The 20,460-nt window shown below is 69.0% G+C and carries 20 protein-coding genes; 15 read left to right on the plus strand and 5 right to left on the minus strand.

Annotated elements, in window-relative coordinates:
- Nucleotides 1-6: 6 nt before the first annotated feature.
- Nucleotides 7-2,745, minus strand: a complete 2,739-nt coding sequence (gene mgtA, locus ACFQVC_RS37965; RefSeq protein WP_381839663.1) for a magnesium-translocating P-type ATPase — start codon at nucleotides 2,743-2,745, stop codon at nucleotides 7-9.
- A gap of 580 nt (nucleotides 2,746-3,325) precedes the next feature.
- Here mgtA and ACFQVC_RS37970 point away from each other — a divergent pair.
- A complete protein-coding gene (locus ACFQVC_RS37970) occupies nucleotides 3,326-3,811 on the plus strand; it encodes a hypothetical protein (RefSeq protein WP_381839665.1) in 486 nt (161 codons plus the stop codon).
- Nucleotides 3,812-3,974: 163 nt separating this feature from the next.
- Here ACFQVC_RS37970 and ACFQVC_RS37975 read toward each other — a convergent pair whose 3' ends face one another.
- The gene (locus ACFQVC_RS37975) at nucleotides 3,975-4,592 is read right to left on the minus strand and encodes a hypothetical protein (protein WP_381839854.1); all 618 of its coding nucleotides are present in this window, start codon (nucleotides 4,590-4,592) and stop codon (nucleotides 3,975-3,977) included.
- A 298-nt stretch (nucleotides 4,593-4,890) separates the two neighbouring features.
- On the opposite strand from ACFQVC_RS37975, the gene hemL reads away from it, so the two are divergent.
- The 8 genes from hemL to ACFQVC_RS38015 all read left to right on the plus strand — a co-directional run bounded on the left by hemL (nucleotide 4,891) and on the right by ACFQVC_RS38015 (nucleotide 13,193).
- Nucleotides 4,891-6,210 carry a glutamate-1-semialdehyde 2,1-aminomutase gene (gene hemL / locus ACFQVC_RS37980; protein ID WP_381839857.1) on the plus strand — a complete coding sequence of 440 codons (1,320 nt, stop codon included), beginning with the start codon at nucleotides 4,891-4,893 and terminating at the stop codon, nucleotides 6,208-6,210.
- Entirely contained in the window at nucleotides 6,207-6,899 is a 693-nt protein-coding gene (locus tag ACFQVC_RS37985; RefSeq protein ID WP_381839668.1) for a histidine phosphatase family protein, read from the plus strand. The genes hemL and ACFQVC_RS37985 overlap by 4 nt, the downstream gene beginning before the upstream one ends.
- A 196-nt stretch (nucleotides 6,900-7,095) precedes the next feature.
- Nucleotides 7,096-8,319, plus strand: a complete 1,224-nt coding sequence (locus ACFQVC_RS37990; protein ID WP_381839671.1) for a polysaccharide deacetylase family protein — start codon at nucleotides 7,096-7,098, stop codon at nucleotides 8,317-8,319.
- Between the two features lie 66 nt (nucleotides 8,320-8,385).
- Complete coding sequence (locus ACFQVC_RS37995) at nucleotides 8,386-8,985, plus strand: TlpA family protein disulfide reductase (RefSeq protein ID WP_381839674.1); 600 nt, start codon at nucleotides 8,386-8,388, stop codon at nucleotides 8,983-8,985.
- Nucleotides 8,986-8,990: 5 nt separating this feature from the next.
- Nucleotides 8,991-9,758, plus strand: a complete 768-nt coding sequence (locus ACFQVC_RS38000; protein WP_381839677.1) for a cytochrome c biogenesis CcdA family protein — start codon at nucleotides 8,991-8,993, stop codon at nucleotides 9,756-9,758.
- Between the two features lie 2 nt (nucleotides 9,759-9,760).
- Nucleotides 9,761-11,545, plus strand: a complete 1,785-nt coding sequence (gene resB, locus ACFQVC_RS38005; RefSeq protein WP_381839679.1) for a cytochrome c biogenesis protein ResB — start codon at nucleotides 9,761-9,763, stop codon at nucleotides 11,543-11,545.
- Complete coding sequence (ccsB, locus tag ACFQVC_RS38010) at nucleotides 11,542-12,624, plus strand: c-type cytochrome biogenesis protein CcsB (protein WP_381839682.1); 1,083 nt, start codon at nucleotides 11,542-11,544, stop codon at nucleotides 12,622-12,624. Before resB ends, ccsB begins: the two co-directional genes overlap by 4 nt.
- A gap of 59 nt (nucleotides 12,625-12,683) precedes the next feature.
- Complete coding sequence (locus tag ACFQVC_RS38015) at nucleotides 12,684-13,193, plus strand: SRPBCC domain-containing protein (RefSeq protein ID WP_381839685.1); 510 nt, start codon at nucleotides 12,684-12,686, stop codon at nucleotides 13,191-13,193.
- A gap of 10 nt (nucleotides 13,194-13,203) precedes the next feature.
- On the opposite strand, the gene ACFQVC_RS38020 is transcribed toward ACFQVC_RS38015, so the two are convergent.
- The gene (locus tag ACFQVC_RS38020) at nucleotides 13,204-14,199 is read right to left on the minus strand and encodes an isopenicillin N synthase family dioxygenase (RefSeq protein WP_381839688.1); all 996 of its coding nucleotides are present in this window, start codon (nucleotides 14,197-14,199) and stop codon (nucleotides 13,204-13,206) included.
- Nucleotides 14,200-14,343: 144 nt separating this feature from the next.
- Nucleotides 14,344-14,754, minus strand: coding sequence for a PLD nuclease N-terminal domain-containing protein (locus ACFQVC_RS38025; protein ID WP_381839691.1), 411 nt, complete (start codon nucleotides 14,752-14,754; stop codon nucleotides 14,344-14,346).
- A 90-nt stretch (nucleotides 14,755-14,844) separates the two neighbouring features.
- Between ACFQVC_RS38025 and ACFQVC_RS38030 the strand changes: the two genes are divergently transcribed.
- From ACFQVC_RS38030 to ACFQVC_RS38040, 3 genes are read left to right on the plus strand one after another with little or no spacing between them, the layout of a single operon-like run.
- Entirely contained in the window at nucleotides 14,845-16,302 is a 1,458-nt protein-coding gene (locus ACFQVC_RS38030) for a menaquinone biosynthesis decarboxylase (RefSeq protein ID WP_381839694.1), read from the plus strand.
- The gene (mqnP, locus tag ACFQVC_RS38035) at nucleotides 16,299-17,201 is read left to right on the plus strand and encodes a menaquinone biosynthesis prenyltransferase MqnP (protein WP_381839696.1); all 903 of its coding nucleotides are present in this window, start codon (nucleotides 16,299-16,301) and stop codon (nucleotides 17,199-17,201) included. The genes ACFQVC_RS38030 and mqnP overlap by 4 nt, the downstream gene beginning before the upstream one ends.
- A gap of 43 nt (nucleotides 17,202-17,244) precedes the next feature.
- On the plus strand, nucleotides 17,245-17,934 hold the full coding sequence (locus ACFQVC_RS38040; protein WP_381839699.1) for a UbiX family flavin prenyltransferase: 690 nt from the start codon (nucleotides 17,245-17,247) through the stop codon (nucleotides 17,932-17,934).
- On the opposite strand, the gene ACFQVC_RS38045 is transcribed toward ACFQVC_RS38040, so the two are convergent.
- Entirely contained in the window at nucleotides 17,931-18,077 is a 147-nt protein-coding gene (locus tag ACFQVC_RS38045) for a hypothetical protein (protein ID WP_381839702.1), read from the minus strand. The two genes, ACFQVC_RS38040 and ACFQVC_RS38045, sit on opposite strands and share 4 nt — an antisense overlap.
- A gap of 120 nt (nucleotides 18,078-18,197) precedes the next feature.
- Between ACFQVC_RS38045 and ACFQVC_RS38050 the strand changes: the two genes are divergently transcribed.
- The 3 genes from ACFQVC_RS38050 to ACFQVC_RS38060 are packed head-to-tail and all read left to right on the plus strand — an operon-like array spanning nucleotide 18,198 to nucleotide 20,451.
- Nucleotides 18,198-18,653: an Lrp/AsnC family transcriptional regulator gene (locus ACFQVC_RS38050; RefSeq protein ID WP_381839705.1), complete on the plus strand. Its 456-nt coding sequence runs from the start codon at nucleotides 18,198-18,200 to the stop codon at nucleotides 18,651-18,653.
- Between the two features lie 41 nt (nucleotides 18,654-18,694).
- Nucleotides 18,695-19,858 (plus strand): aminofutalosine synthase MqnE, encoded by a 1,164-nt coding sequence (gene mqnE / locus ACFQVC_RS38055; protein WP_381839707.1) that lies wholly within the window; start codon nucleotides 18,695-18,697, stop codon nucleotides 19,856-19,858.
- Between the two features lie 11 nt (nucleotides 19,859-19,869).
- A complete protein-coding gene (locus ACFQVC_RS38060; RefSeq protein ID WP_381839710.1) occupies nucleotides 19,870-20,451 on the plus strand; it encodes a GNAT family N-acetyltransferase in 582 nt (193 codons plus the stop codon).
- Nucleotides 20,452-20,460: the final 9 nt, after the last annotated feature.

Raw genomic sequence — 20,460 nt, forward strand, 5'->3', positions numbered from 1 at the left:
CTGACTTCACAGCCATGTGTGGAACTTCCGGATGTACCAGGTCTTCACCAGCTGTGTGAGGACGCAGTACGAGAGCAGCGTCGCGATCAGCCACGGGAAGTAGCTCAGCGGCAGCGGCACGAAGCCGAGGCCCGACGCGAGCGGCGAGAACGGCAGGTACAGACCGGTCAGGACCGCGAGGACGGTCATCACCATCACCGGCCAGGACGCCCGCGACTGGATGAACGGGATCTTCCGGGTCCGGATCATATGGACGATCAGCGTCTGCGAGAGCAGACCCTCGATGAACCAGCCGGACTGGAACAGCGCGGCGTGCTCGGGGCTGTTGGCGCTGAAGACGTACCACATGACCAGGAAGGTGGTGATGTCGAAGACCGAGCTGATCGGGCCGATCGTCACCATGAAGCGGCCGATTCCCCTGGCATCCCAGTTGCGCGGCTTGCGCAGGTACTCCGGGTCCATCCGGTCCCACGGCGTGGCCAGTTGGGCGATGTCGTAGACCAGGTTCTGGATCAGGAGCATGATCGCCAGCATCGGCTGGAACGGCAGGAAGGCGCTCGCCACCAGGACGGAGAAGACATTCCCGAAGTTGGACGAGGCCGTCATCTTGATGTACTTGATCGTGTTGCCGAAGGTCGTCCGGCCCTGCATCACACCCCGCTCCAGGACCGTCAGGTCCTTCTCGAGCAGGATGATGTCCGCCGACTCCTTGGCGATGTCCACCGCGGTGTCGACGGAGATGCCGACATCGGCGTCGCGCAGTGCGGCGGCGTCGTTGATGCCGTCGCCGAGGAAGCCGACCGTGTGTCCATCGGCCTGCAGGGCGCGTACGATCCGGGCCTTCTGTACGGGGTTGACCTTCGCGAACACCGTGGTGCGCGCGGCCAGTTCGCGCAGTTCGGCATCGCCGAGCGGCTCGGTTTCGGCGCCCGTGACGACCGTGCCGACGTCGAGCCCCACATCCGTGCAGACGCGCTCGGCGACCAGCTCGTTGTCGCCGGTGATCACCTTGACGGCGATGCCCTTGTCGGCGAGTCCGCGCAGGGCGTCGGCGGCGTCGGCCTTCGGCGGGTCGAGGAAGGCGAGGAAACCGACCAGGGTGAGCTCGTTCTCGTCGGCGACGGTGTACGTGTCGCGGGGCGCCGGCATCGAGCGCATGGCGACGGCGAGGACACGCAGCCCCTGGCGGTTGTTCTCCTCCGCCACGCGCGCGACGTGCCACTTCAACTGCCCGGTCAGCTCCACGCGTTCACCGCGGTCGACCATGTGCGTGCACAGGTCGAGCACTTCCTCGACCGCACCCTTGGTGACCATGACGTGGTCGAGGCGGCCGGCCTTGCCGAGCAGGCCGTTGCGGTTGAGGACCACCGACATGCGCCGGCGGGCGAAGTCGAAGGGGATCTCGTCGACCAGCGTGAAGCGCGCGTCGACGACAACCTCCTCGGCCTCGTCGACCCGGTCGATGACCGCCTGGTCCATGAGGTTGCGAAGCCCCGTCTGGAAGTGCGCGTTGAGGTAGCCGTACTCCAGTACCTCGTCGTTCTCCTTGCCGTGCACGTCCAGGTACCGGTCGAGGACGATGCGGTCCTCGGTCAGGGTGCCGGTCTTGTCGGTGCACAGGACGTCCATCGCGCCCAGGTTCTGGATCGCGTTGAGGCGCTTGACGACGACCTTCTGCTTCGCCATGGCGACCGCGCCGCGCGCCAGGTTCGCCGACACCACCAGCGGCAGCATCTCGGGGGTGAGTCCGACGGCGACGGCGACGGCGAACAGGAAGGCCTCGTTCCAGTCGCCCTTCGTGATCCCGTTGATCGCGAAGACCACCGGCACCATCACCAGCATGAAGCGGATGAGCAGGAAGGAGACCTTGCGGACACCGTTGTCGAAGTTGGTCTGCGGCCGCTCGCCGACGAGCGAGCCCGCCATCGAGCCGAAGTAGGTGTCGGCGCCGGTGGCGACCACGACACCGGTCGCGGTGCCGGACGTCACCGACGTACCCATCAGGCAGAGGTTGTCCGCCTCCACGGGGTCCGAAGTGGTGCGCTGTCCCTGGTCGTCGGTGCGGGTGTCGGCCTTGGCGACGGGCAGCGACTCGCCGGAAAGGGCGGCCTGGCCGACCATGAGGTCCTTGGCGGTGAGCAGGCGCAGGTCGGCGGGGATCAGGTCGCCGGCCGCGAGCTTCACCAGGTCGCCGGGGACCACCTGGTCCATCGGCACCTCGAAGGTGGTCGGCAGCGCGCTGCGGCCGGCCCGGCGCTGTACGGCACAGGTGGTGGTGACCAGCTTCTTCAGGGCGTCGGCCGCCCTGCCCGAGCGGTACTCCTGCCAGAAGCGCAGCAGCCCGCTGATCACGACCATCGTGGACAGGATGATGACGCCCGGGTCCGCGGGGTCCTGCCAGTACATGACGGCGGCCAGGAAGACGAGGACGCCGATGAAGGGGTTGGTGAAGGCCTTGGCGAGCTGGAGGTACCAGCGCGGTGCGCGCTCATGGGCGACGACGTTGGCGCCGTACCGCCCCTGGCGGTCCAGGACCTCGGCGTGGTTCAGGCCGCCGCGGTCGGAGCCGAGCTCGCGCATCACGTCGGCGGCGGGCTGCGCGCTGAGCCGCGTGAGCCGCTCGCCGACGAGGCGGGTACGGGTCTCCAGCTCGGCGGCCTTGCGGTCACGGCGCTTCGGGCGCTTGGGGCGGGGGGTGTGGCCGCCCGGCGGTGCGAGCTTCTCGCTCGGCATGATCAGGGTCATGGCAAAGATCTCCCTTTGGGGTGTTCCTTCGGGGTGACGGAGGTGGCTCAAGGCGTACGACGGCAGGCGCGGGGTGGCGCGGTTGGGCCACGGAGCCGCCACGGCCCGGACGTCAGGGCATCCGGAAGTCAGGGCACCCGGACGTCAGGCATCCGGGCAGCGGGCATGGCGGTGCCGTCATGAGCGCGCAGGGGTGCTGCCGTACGCAGAGGTGCTGCCGCACGCGCAGGGGTGCCGTGGCGCCGGAGCCGGACGGGCGCGGCGACAGGCGGTGAAGGGGCGCGGCAGATCAGGAGGCGCGGCAGATCAGACGGTCTGCGGCGCGATGCGGCAAGGACTTCGATCGGGACTCATCCCGAACACCTCCTCGCGTCGCACGGGTATGACGGACGCGGACCTCCCAGGTCGGGGGCCTTACTTGCGTCTCTACGAAAGTAACACGGGTTCCGGGGGGCCGACGCCACGCCGATCCCGGCGAACCGTAACGTCTCGCGGTGAACAGGCAGGTATCCGGCATCCGCCTTAGAGTCGTCTCCCGGAGGGGACAGGCACCTCGGGGAGCCGAAGGAGCATCCGCCTCATGAGCAGCGGCACATCGGTAGACGTCAAGCATGCCCGCCGCAGGCGCCTGCGTGCGACAGCCAAGGTGCGGGCCCGGCGCGTGGAGACGGCCCTCGACAAGGTGCGGGTCAGGGCGGCACAGGCCCTCACCCCCGACCCGGACGGCATGCTCGCCCGCAGGGTCGCCGTCGAGGACGCCGAGCGGGAAGTGCGGGAACTGGACGCCACAGGGCGGGTGTTCACGCGGCGCGACACAGGGGCCCGGATCAGGACCCGCGACACCCTGGCCGCCGGGGAGCTCGCGCCGGACGCCGACACGAGCGACCGCTACGAGGTGGAGTGCCTCACACACCACAGCGACCCGCTCTTCTTCGGGGACGCGGGCGCTGCGGCGCGCGCGGCCAAGGAGTCGGATGTCTGGTGCGGAGGCTGCCGTCAACTGGCCCAGGTTCCGCACTCGGTGCGCGCCAGGGTCAGGAAGGGGCTTACGCCACCGGCCTCTTGAGCTCGCGCACTTGCTCCTGGCGGACGGACCGCCGCTCTCAGGAGCAGGGGCTCAAGAAGGGCCTCAAGAAGGGACTCACGGCCGGACCGGTCCACAGGGCCGGTTCACGGCCGGGGCCGGGCAACAAGGCCGGCTCACGGCCAGTCCAGGCAACAAGGCCGGCTCACGGCCAGACCAGGCAATAAGGCTGATGTCCGGCTTCATGCAGCCGGTGCGAGAAGTCCTGCCACTCATGCAGCAGTTGGTAGACATTGAACGCGTCGCGCGGGCCGCCCCTGTCGGGGACCGTCGACCAGATGAAGGCGGCCGCGCCGACCGCTTCCTCGCCGATGCCGCGCAGCGGGTCGACCACGGTCATGGGCAGCTTCACCACGGCGTAGTCGGGGTGCAGGACGACGAGTTCGAGCGGGGGCACCTTGTGCAGAGGTATGCCCTCGATGCCGGTGAGGACCATCGCGGCCATCGTCTCCGGCTTGATCTTGGTGAACATGCCGCCCATGCCGAGCTCGTCGCCGCCGAGCTCCTCCGGCCGCATCGAGATGGGCACGCGGGCAGCGGTGGCACCGTCAGGAGCGCCGAAGTACTTGTAGGTCACCCCCACCCGGCCACTCCTGCTCCCCGCGCTTCCAGGGCTCCCCGTCGCCGCGGCCGACCGCTCCGCGGCACCTGCCGCCGTCTCGGCCGCCTCTGCGGCCTCCGCCTCTCGACGGTGCTTCCCCCGGCGGGCACGCCGGGGACCGAGGTCGTCGGTCCCCTCGCCCAGTCCGCCACCGCGATGCATATCTCCACCCGACCACTCGCGGCCCCCGCCGCGCAACCCGATCATCGTGTCAGTGACCTCCCCCATGACCGCACGCCGAAACGTGGACTGTGAACGGCCGTACAGAAACACTTGTCCACAGGATGTCCGGAGGCTCTGACACCATGGCTTGTGTGAGCTTTCCCTATGAGGCCCCAGTTTCGCAGACGCGAGGGGGCTGACGCCCAGTCGTGACGACGAGGAGACCTGCCGTCTTGCTCACCGGCGGCCGGAATTCCCGAAGCGACCCGTGCCCGCCCCCTCGAATCCCGCATCGCAGATCAGGACCAAAGTGCCGTATTCATACGAAGCCCCCGTTTCGCAGACGCTTTTCGACCGAGCGGCCCTCGTGACCCCCGGCGGCGTGAACTCTCCCGTGCGCGCCTTTCGCGCCGTGGGTGGTACGCCCCGCTTCATGGTGTCCGGTACGGGTCCGTACCTCACCGATGCCGACGGCCGGGAGTACGTCGACCTCGTGTGCTCCTGGGGACCGATGATCCTCGGGCACTCCCACCCCGAGGTGATCGCCGCCGTGCAGGACGCCGTCTCGCGCGGCACCTCGTTCGGCACGCCCGGTGAAGGTGAGGTCGCGCTCGCCGAGGAGATCGTCGCGCGCGTGGCGCCCGTCGAGCAGGTCCGCCTGGTGTCCTCCGGGACCGAGGCGACCATGTCGGCGATCCGTCTCGCCCGCGGCTTCACCGGCCGCGCCAAGGTCGTGAAGTTCGCCGGGTGTTATCACGGTCACGTGGACGCCCTGCTCGCCGCCGCCGGCTCCGGCGTCGCCACCTTCGGTCTGCCGGACACCCCGGGCGTCACCGGTGCCCAGGCGGGCGAGACCCTCGTGCTTCCGTACAACGACCTGGAGGCCGTGCGAGCCGCCTTCGCCGCGCACCCCGGAGAGATCGCCTGTGTGATCACCGAGGCCTCGCCGGGGAACATGGGCGTCGTACCGCCGAAGGACGGCTTCAACGCCGGACTCAAGCAGCTCTGCCGGGACAACGGCGCGCTGTACATCTCCGACGAGGTCATGACCGGCTTCCGTACGAGCAGGGCGGGCTGGTTCGGCGTCGACGGCGTGACGCCGGACCTGATGACCTTCGGCAAGGTCATGGGCGGCGGCTTCCCGGCGGCGGCGTTCGGCGGCCGCACGGACGTCATGGCGCACCTCGCCCCGGCCGGCCCCGTCTACCAGGCGGGCACGCTCTCCGGTAACCCGGTGGCGACCGCCGCGGGCCTCGCCCAGCTGCGCCTTCTGGACGACGCGGCGTACGCCAAGGTCGACCAGGTCTCCAGCGAGATCCAGGCGCTCGTCACCGAGGCGTTGAGCAAGGAGGGCGTGGCGCACCGGTTGCAGACCGCGTCCAACATGTTCTCGGTGTTCTTCACCGACCAGGACGTGCGGGACTACGAGGGCGCGAAGCAGCAGGAGTCCTTCCGCTTCACCGCGTTCTTCCACTCGATGCTCGCGAGCGGTGTGTATCTGCCGCCGTCCGCCTTCGAGTCCTGGTTCGTCTCGACGGCGCACGACGAGCGGGCCGTGCAGCGCATCGCGGACGCCCTGCCCGCCGCCGCCCGCGCCGCCGCGGAGGCCACCGCATGAGCACGCGGGACGACCTCACCGTCGTACATGTGATGCGCCACGGCGAGGTGCACAACCCGGACGGCATCCTGTACGGCCGCCTGCCCGAGTACCACCTCTCCGAGCTCGGCCGGCAGATGGCCGACCGGGTCGCCGAGCACCTCGCGTCGCGGGACATCACGCATGTGGTGTCCTCGCCGCTGGAGCGCGCGCAGGAGACGGCCACGCCGATCGCCAAGGCGCACGGCCTCGACCTCGCCACGGACGAGCGTCTGATCGAGGCGGACAACGTCTTCCAGGGCAAGACCTTCGGTGTCGGCGACGGCGCCCTGAAGAAGCCGGAGAACTGGAAGCACCTGGTCAACCCCTTCAGGCCGTCCTGGGGCGAGCCGTATGTCGAGCAGGTCGTGCGGATGATGGGCGCCCTCGACGCGGCGAAGGACGCCGCGCGCGGGCAGGAGGCGGTGTGTGTCTCGCACCAGCTGCCGATCTGGATCGTGCGCAGCTTCGTGGAGAAGCGCCGCCTGTGGCACGACCCGCGCAAGCGGCAGTGCACGCTGGCGTCCCTGACGACGTTCACCTACCGCGGCGACAAGATCGTCTCGGTCGGGTACTCCGAGCCCGCCCGTGACCTGGTGCCGGCGCATCTGCTCGCCGGTGCCAAGCCGGGCAAGGGCGTCAAGGGCAAGGACAAGGCGTTCGGGGCGTAGCGCGGGCAACGGCCGCGCGGGGAGGCCCACGGGCCCCCGCAACGGGCATAAGGGGCCGGGCACTTACCAGGTGCCCGGCCCCTTCCGCAGGTAAATAAGAGAAAAATCCAGCCACTTCCGGAACCTCCCGGTTCCTCCCGTCCTCTTCCGTTGCGTACGCCCCGTATGGGTGCAAGCGCAATGAAATGGGGACGGAATGCGCGACTTCAGTCGAAGGGGATTGCTGGGCCTGGGAGTTGGACTCGGTGCGGCCGCCGCGGGCGTCGCGGGGTGTTCGGTCGTGACGGACACCAGTCCGGTGGGCCGCGCCAGGGAAGGTCAGGGGGGCGCCCAGGAAGAGGGGCGCCTGATCGGTGACGGTTCCACTTCCTTCACCGGAAAGCAGCCCCACCAGCCGAAGAAGCCCGTTCCGCTGGCCCCCGGCGAGACTCCGCCGCAGTTCGTCGTCTTCTCCTGGGACGGCGCCGGTGAAGTCGGCAACGGACTGTTTCCGCGCTTTCTGAAGCTCGCCGAGGACCACGGCGCGCACATGACGTTCTTCCTCTCCGGGCTCTATTTGCTGCCCGAGTCGAAGAAGCGCCTCTATCAGCCGCCGAAGAACGCCGTCGGTGCTTCGGACATCGGTTATCTCAGCGACGACCACATCAAGGACACCCTGAAGTACGTGCGCCAGGCCTGGCTCGAAGGCCATGAGATAGGCACGCACTTCAACGGGCATTTCTGCGCGGGCACCGGTTCCGTCGCCAACTGGACGCAGCGGGACTGGCGCAGCGAGATCGACCAGGCCAAGTCCTTCGTGAAGAAGTGGCGGACCAACACGGGCTGGAAGGACCTTCCCTCGCTGCCGTTCGACTACGGCAAGGAACTCGTCGGCGGCCGCACCCCGTGTCTGCTCGGCCAGGACAATCTGCTGCCCGTGGCGCGCGAGCTCGGCTGGCGCTACGACGCGTCCTCGCCCGGCGGCCGCCAGCGCTGGCCGCAGAAGAGGCAGGGCGTATGGGATCTGCCGCTGCAGGCCATGCCGTTCCCGGGGCACCGCTTCGAGGTCCTGTCGATGGACTACAACATCCTCGCCAACCAGTCGAAGAACTCCACGAAGGCCCCGCCCCACAACTACCCGGCCTGGCGTAAGCAGGCCACCGAGTCCTACCTCGCCGGGTTCAAGCGGGCGTACGAGACAAACCGGGCGCCGTTCTTCGTCGGCAACCACTTCGAGCAGTGGAACGGCGGTATCTACATGGACGCCGTCGAGGAGGCGCTCAAGGGCATCGCGGACAAGAAGGACGTACGCCTGGTCTCCTTCCGGCAGTTCGTGGACTGGCTCGACGTCCAGAAGCCCGAGGTCCTCGCACAGCTGCAGTCCCTGGACGTCGGACAGCGCCCGGCAGCCGGCTGGAACGGCCTCGGAAAAGCCGCCTGAACTGGACGTTCGGTATGCATCGGGGGCCGCCCAAGATCCTCGAAACGGTCATGCGAAACTTTTCACATGAGCCTTAGCCGTCCTGCCTCCCGACCTGCCCTGTTCGCCGCAGGGGCCGCGGTCGCCGCGCTCGTGCTGAGCGCGTGCGGCGACGGCGGCACCCAGGGCGGCTCCGGCAACACCAACTTCGTCACCGGCAAGAACGGCATCGCCACCGCCGGCAAGTCCGAGCGCGAGGCGGCCCCCAAGCTGGCGGGCGAGGGCCTGGACGGCAAGAAGCTGAGCCTCGACGACTACAAGGGCAAGATCGTCGTCCTGAACGTCTGGGGCTCCTGGTGCGGACCCTGCCGGGTCGAGACCCCGTACCTCGTGAAGGTCGCCAAGGAACTGAAGCCCAAGGGCGTGGAGTTCGTCGGCATCAACACCCGTGACTTCAACAAGGGCCCGGCGGTCAAGTTCGAGGAGGAGCACGGCGTCACGTACCCGAGCTTCTACGACCCCTCGGGCAAGCTCATCCTGCGCTTCCCGAAGGGCAGCCTCGGCCCGCAGCAGATCCCGTCGACGATCGTCATCGACAAGGACGGCAAGATGGCCGCCCGCGCCCTGCAGGCCGTCAACGACGAACAGCTGCACAAGATGATCGACCCGCTGCTCGCGGAGAAGTGATTCGCGTGCACCCGCTCGTCCTGGCCTTCGAGGGGCCCAACCAGACCGTGCTCAGCGGCACCCTCGCGCTCGCCCTGCCGATCGCGCTCGCCGCCGGGCTCGTCTCCTTCTTCTCTCCCTGCGTCCTGCCGCTCGTGCCCGGCTACCTGTCGTATGTCACCGGGGTCAGCGGCACCGACCTCGCCGAGGCCAAGCGGGGCCGGATGGCCGCCGGGGCCGGTCTCTTCGTGCTCGGCTTCACCGCCGTCTTCGTCTCGGGCGGCGCGCTGTTCGGCGGCTTCGGGGCGACCCTGCAGGAGCACCGGGAGATCATCTCCAAGGTGCTCGGCGCACTCACCATCGTGCTCGGGCTCTTCTTCATGGGCGCGATGCCCTGGCTGACGCAGCGCGAATTCCGCTTCCACAAGCGCCCGGTGGCCGGCCTCTTCGGCGCCCCGATGCTCGGGGTGCTCTTCGGCATCGGCTGGACGCCGTGCATCGGCCCGACCCTCGCGGCGGTCAACGCGCTCGCTTTCAGTGAGGCGAGCGCGGGCCGTGGCGCCATACTGACGGTCGCGTACTGCATCGGCCTCGGACTGCCGTTCATCCTCGCCGCCGTCGCGTTCCGCAGGGCGCTCGGCGCCTTCGCGTGGGTCAAGCGGCACTACGTGTGGGTGATGCGGATCGGCGGCGCCATGCTCGTCCTGACGGGCCTGCTGCTCGTCACCGGCGTCTGGGACGCCATCGTGTCCGATATGCAGTCCTGGACTTCCGGCTTCACCGTGGGGATCTGATCGTGAGCAACGCGGACACCACCGCTACGGACACCGGCGCACCGGACTCCGGCGCCGAAGACAAGGACCTCGGCGCCGCCGGCTCCCAGCTCTCCACCGCACCCGAGGAGGACGCGCCCCAGCTGCCGTCGCTCGGTGTGATCGGCTGGGCCCGCTGGTTCTGGCGGCAGCTGACCTCGATGCGGGTCGCCCTGATCCTGCTGTTCATGCTCTCGCTCGGGGCCATCCCCGGCTCGCTGATCCCGCAGAACAGCGTCGACGAGCTCAAGGTCAAGGACTTCAAGGCCGCCCACACCACGCTCACTCCGATCTACGAGAAGCTGCAGCTCTTCGACGTCTACAGCTCGGTGTGGTTCTCGGCGATCTACATCCTCCTTTTCATCTCCCTGATCGGCTGCATCGTCCCGCGCACCTGGCAGTTCGTCGGCCAGCTCCGCGGCCGCCCGCCGCGCGCCCCCAAGCGGCTCACCCGCCTGCCCGCGTACACGACGTGGCGCACCGAGGCCGCGCCCGAAGAGGTGCGCGAGGCGGCCCTGTCGCTGATGAAGAAGCGCCGCTTCCGGGCGGACCTCAACGGCGACGCGGTCGCCGCCGAGAAGGGCTATCTGCGCGAGGCCGGCAATCTGCTCTTCCATGTCGCGCTGATCGTGATGCTGGTCGCCTTCGCCGTCGGCACGCTCTTCAAGTCCGAGGGCGGCAAGCTGGTCATCGAGGGCGACGGCTTCGCCAACACCCTCACGCAGTACGACGACTTCAAGTCCGGCAGCCTCTTCGACAACGACAACCTCACGCCGTTCAGCTTCAAGCTCGACAGCTTCGAGGACACCTACGAGAAGAACGGCCCGGAGAAGGGCACGCCCCGTATCTACCGGGCGCACGTCACCTACTCCGAGGGCGCGGACGGCCCGGAGAAGAAGAAGGCCATCGAGGTGAACTCGCCCCTCGAGGTCGACGGCGCCAAGGTGCACCTCATCGGTCACGGCTACGCGCCCGTCGTCACCGTCAAGGACGGCCGCGGCGAGACCGTCTACCACGGCGCCATCCCGATGCTGCCGATCGACTCCAACATCACCTCGACCGGTGCGATCAAGGTCGCCGACGGCTACCGCGACAAGGACGGCAAGAAGGAGCAGCTCGGCTTCAACGCCTTCTTCGTGCCGACCTTCGCGGGCGCGGGCAAGGGCGAGATGTTCTCGCAGTTCCCGGCGCCCGACTATCCGGTGCTCGCGCTCTCCGCGTACCACGGCAGCCTCGGTGTCGACTCCGGCCTGCCGCAGAACGTGTACCAGCTGAACACCAAGTCCATGAAGGAGTTCAAGGACGAGAGCGGGCAGCTGCTCAAGAAGCGGCTGCGCCCGGGTGAGTCCATGGAGCTCCCGAACGGCGCCGGGTCCGTCACCTTCGACAAGAACCTCAAGGAATGGGCGTCCTTCCAGGTCTCCCAGCAGCCCGGCAACGGCTGGGCACTCGGCGGCGCGGTCGCCGCACTCGCGGGCCTGGTCGGCTCGCTGTTCATCCAGCGCCGCCGGGTCTGGGTGCGGGCCGCGCCCGGAGCGGACGGCGTCACCGTGGTCGAGATGGCCGGCCTCGGCCGCAGCGAGTCCGCCAAGCTGCCCGAGGAGCTGGGCGACCTCGCCGCCGTGCTGTACGAGCGGGCGCCCGGCGCGCCCGAGCCCGACCGTTCTGCGTCCTCACAGTCCTCACAGTCCTCCCCGTCCTCACCGTCCGCCGAGCCCGCCGCTACTGACGAGCCCGACGCTGTTTCTGCCGAAGGGGCTGAGAAGTGAATCTCGCCGCCGCCACCAACGAGAACCTGGCGAACATCAGCAACGTCCTCGTCTATTCGTCGATGGCCGTCTACACGCTCGCGTTCCTTGCCCATATCGCCGAGTGGACCTTCGGCAGCCGGAGCAAGGTCGGCCGCACCGCGGCGGCCCTCACTGGCAAGGGCGAGCAGGCCAAGGCCCCCGCGGTCACCGTCAAGCAGGCCGGCGGCGGCACCGCCGTCCTGGAGCGCCCCAAGGTCGTCACACGCTCGGCCGCCGGCACCCGTGACGTACCGGACGGGCCCGGCGCGCACGGCGGCACCGAGAAGGGCGACATGTACGGCCGGATCGCCGTGTCGCTCACCGTGCTCGCCTTCCTCGTGGAGGCCGGCGGCGTCGCCACCCGCGCCATGTCCGTGATGCGCGCCCCGTGGGGCAACATGTACGAGTTCTCGATCACCTTCTCCACGGTGGTGGTCGGCGCGTACCTGCTGCTCCTCGCGCTGAAGAAGAACGTCCGCTGGCTCGGCCTCGCCCTGGTCACCACGGTCCTGCTCGATCTCGGTATCGCCACCAAGTGGCTCTACACCGACAGCGACCAGCTGGTCCCGGCCCTCGACTCGTACTGGCTGTGGATCCATGTCTCCACCGCCATCTTCTGCGGCGCCGTCTTCTACATGGGCGCGGTCGGCACGGTCCTCTACCTCTTCCGGGACTCCTACGAGATGAAGCTGGCGGGCGGCGGCAAGCCCGGCTCCTTCGCCTCCTCCGTCCTGGAGCGGCTGCCGTCCGCGGCTTCCCTGGACAAGTTCGCGTACCGCATCAACGCCGCGGTCTTCCCGCTGTGGACGTTCACGATCATCGCGGGCGCGATCTGGGCGGGCGACGCCTGGGGCCGCTACTGGGGCTGGGACCCCAAGGAGGTCTGGTCGTTCGTCACCTGGATCGCCTACGCCAGCTACCTGCACGCCCGCGCCACCGCAGGCTGGAAGGGCCGCAAGGCCGCCTACCTGGCCCTCTTCGCCTTCGCCACCTGGCTGTGGAACTACTACGGCGTGAACATCTTCATCTCCGGCAAGCACTCCTACGCCGGGGTCTGACCTCGCCGGACCGCGTCCCCAGGGGTGCACAACGCCGGGTGCCGGGTCAGGCTTGTGCCATGACGGCGACGATCGGGCAGGGCACGAGCCGGACCGAGGACGGCACCCAGCATCTCCACTTCGAGCTGCGCCTTCCCCATCCTGTGGAGAAGGTCTGGCACGCCGTGGCCACTCCGGAAGGGCTCGAAGGGTGGCTCGCCGCCGCCGATGTCCTCGAACCGAGGCTCGGCGGCGCGGTCACACTGCGCTGGCTCAATCAGGACGACCCGGTGGCCGGCACCCACTCCGGCCGGGTCACGGCCTGGGACGTGGAGCGGATCGCCGAGTACACCGTCGACTCGCTGCACGGCCGGATGCGTTTCCACCTGGAGCCGGACGGGCCGACGGGCACGACCGTCCGCTTCAGCAATGAGTTCACGGGCGACGACGCGCTGCGCCTCGACTGCCTCGCCGGCTGGCACGACCACTTCCTGTTCCTCGCGGACGCGCTCGACGGCCGACCCATGGAGTGGCCGACGTGGAGCCCGGAGCGCTGGCAGCGGCTCAGGGACGCGTACGCCACCCGCTGACCGGATCCGGTCAGCCGACGGAGATCGCGTCCAGCTTCCGGCGCAGATACGTGTGCGAGTCCACCGGCTCGTACGCCACCCGCCCCACCGGCGCGGGCAGTGACTCGACCCGGGTGCCCGGGTCGCACTCGTAGAAGTAGACGAGGGACATCAGCTCCTCGGCCGGTGCGTCCGCCGGGGGCGGCAGGACGCGGTGGCGGCCCGAGCGCCAGCGGTCGCCGGTCCAACGCGCCATCAGATCCCCGATGTTGACCGTGAGCGCCGCCGGGTCGAAGGGCGCGTCCTCCCAGCCGCCCTCGTCCGTGAAGACCTGCAGACCGCCGCTGCCCGCTTGCCGGTCGAGGACCGTGACCGTGCCGAAGTCGGTGTGCGGGCCGATCCGGAACTGGCCCTCCTGCGGTTCGCCGACGACCTCACGGCCCGGATACCAGTTGATGTTGAAGCCCCAGGTGGGGTGGCCGGTGTGCCGGGTGAAGAAGTCCTCGTCCTGGCCGAGCGCCGCCGCGAGCAGGGTGAGCAGCTGGTCGGAGAGGGCGCGCAGCTGCCGCAGATACGTCTCCACCGGGCCCCGCAGCGACGGCACTTCCGCCGGCCAGGTGTTGGGCAGGAACCACTCGGCGTTGACGGCCGGAGGGCCGTCCGGGACCGGCTCGTCGGCCGCGAAGGACAGTGACTCCTTGAGGTCGGGCGGGGTCTCGGTGCCCTCCGCGTAGCCGTTGGCCTCGGCGCCGGGGCCGAGCCAGCCGCGGCCGCCGACCCGCACGGCGTACGGCTTCTTCGCGTCCGCGTCGAGGTGGAAGAAGGCACGGGCCGCGGCACGGATGGCGGTGCGCAGCACGGGGTCGACGCCATGTCCGGTGACGAGCAGGAAGCCGGCGGTCCGCAGGGCGCGGTCGACGGTCGTCGCGACTTCCGCGCGGGCCGCCGCGTCACCGGACAGCCAGGGCCGCAGGTCGACGGTGGGGATACGGGGCCGGGCCTGAGCCGGGCGCGCGGCGGACGTCATGGCTCCACTGTCCCAGCGACGCGCCCGCCGGGGACGGGGAAGGACGGGAAAGGACGGGAAAGGTCAAGGAACGACGGGCAACGACGGGCAACGACGAGAAACAGCGGGCAACGACGAGAAACGACGGGAGACTCAGATCTCGGGTCAGCCCTTGGGCGGGGAGTCCTCGGGGCCGCCGCCGCTGCCGCCCTCGCGGCGCTTGAGCTCTTCCTCGCGGCGCCGCAGGTCCTCTTCCCAGTCCTTGAGCAGCGCCTCGTCGTCCTTGCCCGGCGGCACGGCCTCGCTGCCGCCGTTCTCCTTGAGGCCCTTGAGGAACTCGGGGTTGTCGTCGGGAGCCACCCAGCCGCCGCGCGCGCCGCCCGCCGGACGCCGCACCGTACGGTCCCGGCCGACGATCAGCCAGGAGATGGAGCCGACGAGCGGGAAGAGCAGCACGAGGATGGCCCAGAGCGGCTTCGGGATGTATCGCACCTCCTGCTCATCGGTGGTGATGCAGTCGATGAACGCGTAGATGCTCAGTGCCAGCGGCACCAGAATCATCAGCACCCGCAACATGAAGCCGTCCCCCTGCGTATGGAGAGCCGGGGCCGTGTGAAACGGCCCCCGTGACGGGTCCAGGGTAGCGAGTAGCCGATACTGGACGGCATGGCTTACGACGATCTTCGCTCCCTGCTCCGGGCGCTGGAGCGCGAGGGCGATCTCAAGCGCATCAAGGCCGAGGTCGACCCTTATCTGGAGGTCGGTGAGATCGTCGACCGGGTGCAGAAGTCCGGCGGTCCCGCCCTGCTCTTCGAGAATGTGCGCGGCTCCGCGATGCCCCTCGCGATGAATGTGTACGGCACCGACCGCCGTCTGCTCAAGGCGCTCGGCCTGAAGTCGTACGGCGAGATCAGCGAGAAGATCGGCGGTCTGCTCAAGCCCGAGCTGCCGCACGGCTTCATGGGTATCCGCGAGGCCTTCGGCAAGCTCGGCGCGATGACCCACGTACCGCCGAAGAAGGTGAAGTCCGAGAACGCCCCGGTCCAGGAAGTGGTCCTCACCGGTGACGACGTGGACCTGGAGCAGCTGCCCGCGCTCTTCACCTGGCCCGAGGACGGCGGCTCCTTCTTCAACCTCGGTCTGACGCACACCAAGGACCCGGAGACGGGGGTGCGCAACCTCGGTCTGTACCGGCTGCAGCGCCACGACAAGCGCACCATCGGCATGCACTGGCAGATCCACAAGGACAGCCGCAACCACTACCAGGTGGCCGCCCGCAAGGGCGAGAAGCTGCCCGTCGCCATCGCCTTCGGCTGCCCCCCGGCCGTCACCTACGCCTCGACGGCGCCGCTGCCCGGCGACATGGACGAGTACATGCTCGCGGGCTTCATCCAGGGCAAGCGCGTCGAGATGGTCGACTGCAAGACGGTGCCGCTGCAGGTACCGGCGAGCGCCGAGGTCGTCATCGAGGGCTGGCTCGAGCCCGGTGAGATGCTCCCCGAGGGCCCCTTCGGCGACCACACCGGCTTCTACACGCCGCAGGAGCCGTTCCCCGCGCTGAAGATCGACTGCGTGACGATGCGGAAGCGGCCGCTGCTCCAGTCGATCGTGGTGGGCCGCCCGCCGACGGAGGACGGCCCCCTCGGCCGGGCGACCGAGCGCTTCTTCCTGCCGCTCCTGAAGGTCATCGTGCCGGACATCGTCGACTACCACCTGCCGGAGTCGGGCGGCTTCCACAACTGCGCGATCGTCTCGATCGAGAAGAAGTACCCGAAGCACGCGCAGAAGGTCATGCACGCGATCTGGGGCGCGCACATGATGTCCCTGACCAAGCTGATCGTGGTCGTGGACGCCGACTGTGACGTACACGATCTGCACGAGGTGTCGTGGCGGGCGCTCGGCAACACCGACTACGCCCGTGACCTCACCGTCGTCGAGGGCCCGGTCGACCATCTCGACCACGCCTCCTACCAGCAGTTCTGGGGCGGCAAGGCGGGCATCGACGCCACGAAGAAGCTGCCCGAAGAGGGTTATGTACGGGACGGGGGCTGGCCGGAGATGGTCGAGTCCGACCCGCAGACGGCGGCGAAGGTCGACCGCCGCTGGAAGGAGTACGGCCTGTGAGCAGCGCCGCCGCCGCGGTCCCGCAGCCGGGGCGCACGAAAGCTTTTCTGCGCCTGGTCATGATCGAGCACTCGGTGTTCGCGCTGCCCTTCGCGTACATCGCCTCGCTGACCGCGATGTACCAGTGGGACAAGAACATCCACTGGGGGCGGCTGCTGCTCGTCACCATCGCGATGGTGGGCCTGCGTACCTTCGCGATGGCCGCGAACCGGATCATCGACCGCGAGATCGACGCCCGTAACCCCCGCACCGCGCACCGCGAACTGGTCACCGGCGCCGTGTCGGTGAAGTCGGCCTGGACGGGCGCCCTGATCGCCCTGGTGGTCTTCCTCGGCGCGGCCGCGCTCCTGAACCCGCTGTGCCTGGCCCTCGCGCCCATCGCGGTGATCCCGATGGTGGTCTATCCGTACGGCAAGCGGTTCACGAACTTCCCGCAGGCGATCCTCGGCCTGGCCCAGGCGATGGGCCCGATCGGCGCGTGGCTCGCGATCACCGGCTCCTGGAACTGGGACGCGGTGATCCTCGGTCTCGCGGTCGGTATCTGGATCGGCGGCTTCGACCTGATCTACGCCTGCCAGGACGTGGAGACGGACCGCGAGGTCGGCGTGCTCTCGGTGCCCGCGCGGTTCGGGATCCCGGCGGCGATCCGGGGCGCGCGTGGCTGCCACGCGGTGACCACGGCGCTCCTGGTCTGGTACGCGCTGGCCACGGACGCGGGCTTCTTCTTCTGGCTCGGCCTGCTTGTCGTGGCGGGGGCCTTCGTCTACGAGCACAGCATCGTGCGGCCGCACGATCTGTCCCGCCTGAACCGGGCGTTCTTCTCGGTGAACGGCTTCATCGGCATCACGCTGTTCGTGTGCGCGCTGCTCGACCTCGTGGTGCGCGGCCTGACGCCGTAGTCCCGGGGCGGTCCGTGCGACGGCCTGCGGATAGGCTCGTAGCGTGCAGCCAGTAGCCGAACACACACCGCAGCGACGACCCTGGGTGGTCGGGGTGTCCGGTGCCTCCGGGACCCCGTACGCCGCCGCCGTGCTGCGCGGACTGCTCGCGGCGGGCGAGAGCGTGGATCTGGTCGTCAGCCGTGCCTCGCGCCTGACCCTGCTCGACGAGACGGGCATCGCGTTCCGGGACGCGCACTGGCGCGAGGACCTGAGGGAGTGGCTGGCCCGCGGTGCCGACGGCAAGCCGGACGCCTTCGCGGCGCCGGACGGCCTGGACGACCTGCGGTACTGGCCGGCGGGGGATCTCGCCGCGGGGCCGTCGTCCGGCTCGTACGCGACGAAAGGGATGCTGATCGTGCCCGCGTCGACGGCCTGTGTGGCCGGGGTCGCGCTCGGGCTCTCGAAGGATCTGCTGCAGCGGACGGCGAGCGTGACGCTCAAGGAGGGGCGCCGGCTCGTGGTGGCGGTGCGCGAGACGCCGCTGAACGGCCAGACGCTGAAGCACCTCGTGACGCTCGACGAGACGGGCGCGATCGTGCTGCCCGCCTCGCCGGCGTTCTACGCGGGGGCGACGCACATCCAGGACCTGGTGGACTTCGTCGCCGGGCGGGTGCTCGACGCGGCAGGGGTGCCGCACCGCTTGTACCGCCGGTGGGAAGGAGAGCTCGGTGGTGGCTCTCGGGGGGACTAGCGCTTCTTGGCGCGCGCCGGACGGGACTTGTCGGCGCTGCGGGGCGCGGCGGCGGACTGGTGGGCACGCGAGCGGTTGGCCAGCTCCTGCAGCTGTCGCATGTGGGCGTAGGCCATCTCGATCGTGTACACGGTGAAGCTCACTCCTGGAATTCTGAAAGATCTTCGGGATCTGGTGAAAGAATCACAGGGGGATAGCCCTGTGTGCCTTAGATTTTACACATAAACTCGTGGCATCGCTGAACAATGGAAGGCTCCAGGCATATGGACGCGGTGGACAGGCAGCTCATCCAGGCCCTGCGGGAGAACGGCAGGGCCTCCTACGCCGAACTCGGCCGGCTCGTCGGCCTCTCCGGCCCCTCCGTCACCGATCGCATCAACCGGCTTGAGGCGGCGGGTGTGATCACCGGCTACCGCGCGACGGTCGACTCCGCCTCGCTCGGCCTCGGGGTCACGGCGCTCATCGGTATCTCGCTCTCCGACGCCACCGACCACGAGGACGTGGCGCAGCGGCTCAAGGACCTCAGCGAGATCGAGGACTGCTGGTTCATCGCGGGTGACGACTCGTACATGCTCAAGGTGCGGGTCGGTGACGTCGACGGCCTGGAGAAGACCATCCGCCGCCTCAGCGGTACGAAGGGCGTCTCGCGCACCCGTACCACCATCGTGCTCTCCACCAAGTGGGAGAACCGGGTCGGGGAACTGCCCGAAGAGGTCTAGCAGTACCGTTGGCGGAGCTGTCGTAGAGAGGTTGCTGAGGTATGGACGCGGGACTCAAGTGTGAGCTGGAACAGAAGGTTCTGGACGGTGAGCGGCTGACCCGCGAGGACGGGATCGCGCTCTACGGCTCGGACGACCTGGCCTGGCTCGGCGGGCTCGCCCACGAGGTGCGCACCCGCAAGAACGGCGACGTGGTGCACTTCAACGTCAACCGCCACCTCAACATGACCAACGTGTGCACCGCGTCCTGCGCGTACTGCTCGTTCCAGCGCAAGCCGGGCGAGAAGGACGCGTACACGATGCGCATCGAGGAGGCGGTGAAGCTCGCCAAGGCGATGGAGGGCGAGAACCTCACCGAGCTGCACATCGTCAACGGCCTGCACCCGAACCTGCCGTGGCGCTACTACCCGCGCTCGCTCAGCGAGTTGAAGAAGGCCCTGCCCGACGTCTCGCTCAAGGCCTTCACGGCCACCGAGATCCACCACTTCGAGACCATCTCGGGCATGCCCGCGTCCGAGATCCTCGACGAGCTGATCGAGGCCGGTCTCGAGTCGCTGACCGGCGGCGGCGCCGAGATCTTCGACTGGGAAGTGCGTCAGCACATCGTCGACCACAACACCCACTGGGAGGACTGGTCGCGGATCCACCGGCTCGCGCACGAGAAGGGTCTGAAGACCCCGAGCACGATGCTGTACGGCCATATCGAGGAGCCCCGGCACCGTGTCGACCACGTGCTGCGGCTGCGTGAACTGCAGGACGAGACGGGCGGGTTCCAGGTCTTCATCCCGCTGCGCTACCAGCACGACTTCGTCGACATGCAGGACGGCAAGATCCGTAACCGGCTGCAGGCGCGCACCCAGATGGCGACCGGCGCCGAGGCCCTGAAGACCTTCGCGGTCTCCCGCCTCCTCTTCGACAACGTCCCGCACGTCAAGGTCTTCTGGGTGATGCACGGCGTGCAGACCGCTCAGCTCGCCCTGCAGCACGGCGCGGACGACATGGACGGCTCGGTCGTCGAGTACAAGATCACGCACGACGCGGACAACTACGGCACGCCCAACAAGCTGACCCGCGAGGATCTGCTCGACCTGATCACGGACGCCGGCTTCCGGCCCGTCGAGCGCAACACCCGCTACGAGATCATCCGCGAGTACGACGGCCCCGACGCGAGCCGCCGTGAGTCGCCGCAGCCGATGCGGGTCTGAGGTCGCGAGCAGTGCCCCTCGTCTTCGAATTCGAGCCCAGAGTCGGCCCTGGCCTGGGCAAGGGCGTCCTCGGCCTGTGGGCCGATGTCACCAACGCGGGCGGCGCCGTCGGTTTTGTGCCGCCCGTGAGCGCCGACGACATCAGGCCGGAGTGGCTCAAGCACCTCACGGCCATCAGCGAGGGACGCACCCGCCTCCTGGTCGGATACGACGAGGAGGGCACCGTCGCCGCGACGGCCTTCCTCGCCCACAACACCCACCGTCTGATGCGGCACTGGGTGTGGCTCTACACCGTGATGGTCCACCCCCGGCACCAGGGCGCGGGCTACGGCCGTGACCTGATGGCCGCGGCGGCGGACGCGGCGGCCTCGCTCGACGGCATCGAGGGCGTCCGCCTGACCTGCCGCGGCGGCCTCGGCCTCGAGCGCTTCTACGCGTCCTGCGGCTACAAGGAAGTCGGCCGGGTGCCCGCCGCGATCCGGGTCGGCCCCGGCGACGACCGGGACGACATCACGATGTGGCTCCCCCTCGACGGCCGGATTTCGGGGCGTGCTTCACTAGTCGGACAGGACCCGTCGTACTCGTACCCGTAGGCGTACCCG

It is taken from the genome of Streptomyces monticola, assembly GCF_042665355.1.
Taxonomy (GTDB): domain Bacteria; phylum Actinomycetota; class Actinomycetes; order Streptomycetales; family Streptomycetaceae; genus Streptomyces; species Streptomyces monticola.

What these genes read in the sequence shown, in the direction of transcription:
- mgtA (WP_381839663.1), bottom strand. Translation starts at nt 2,745, where the DNA reads ATGACCCTGATCATGCCGAGCGAGAAGCTCGCACCGCCGGGCGGCCAC.
- ACFQVC_RS37970 (WP_381839665.1), top strand. Translation starts at nt 3,326, where the DNA reads ATGAGCAGCGGCACATCGGTAGACGTCAAGCATGCCCGCCGCAGGCGC.
- ACFQVC_RS37975 (WP_381839854.1), bottom strand. Translation starts at nt 4,592, where the DNA reads ATGCATCGCGGTGGCGGACTGGGCGAGGGGACCGACGACCTCGGTCCC.
- ACFQVC_RS37985 (WP_381839668.1), top strand. Translation starts at nt 6,207, where the DNA reads ATGAGCACGCGGGACGACCTCACCGTCGTACATGTGATGCGCCACGGC.
- ACFQVC_RS37990 (WP_381839671.1), top strand. Translation starts at nt 7,096, where the DNA reads ATGCGCGACTTCAGTCGAAGGGGATTGCTGGGCCTGGGAGTTGGACTC.
- ACFQVC_RS37995 (WP_381839674.1), top strand. Translation starts at nt 8,386, where the DNA reads ATGAGCCTTAGCCGTCCTGCCTCCCGACCTGCCCTGTTCGCCGCAGGG.
- ACFQVC_RS38015 (WP_381839685.1), top strand. Translation starts at nt 12,684, where the DNA reads ATGACGGCGACGATCGGGCAGGGCACGAGCCGGACCGAGGACGGCACC.
- ACFQVC_RS38020 (WP_381839688.1), bottom strand. Translation starts at nt 14,199, where the DNA reads ATGACGTCCGCCGCGCGCCCGGCTCAGGCCCGGCCCCGTATCCCCACC.
- ACFQVC_RS38025 (WP_381839691.1), bottom strand. Translation starts at nt 14,754, where the DNA reads ATGTTGCGGGTGCTGATGATTCTGGTGCCGCTGGCACTGAGCATCTAC.
- ACFQVC_RS38030 (WP_381839694.1), top strand. Translation starts at nt 14,845, where the DNA reads ATGGCTTACGACGATCTTCGCTCCCTGCTCCGGGCGCTGGAGCGCGAG.
- ACFQVC_RS38050 (WP_381839705.1), top strand. Translation starts at nt 18,198, where the DNA reads ATGGACGCGGTGGACAGGCAGCTCATCCAGGCCCTGCGGGAGAACGGC.
- mqnE (WP_381839707.1), top strand. Translation starts at nt 18,695, where the DNA reads ATGGACGCGGGACTCAAGTGTGAGCTGGAACAGAAGGTTCTGGACGGT.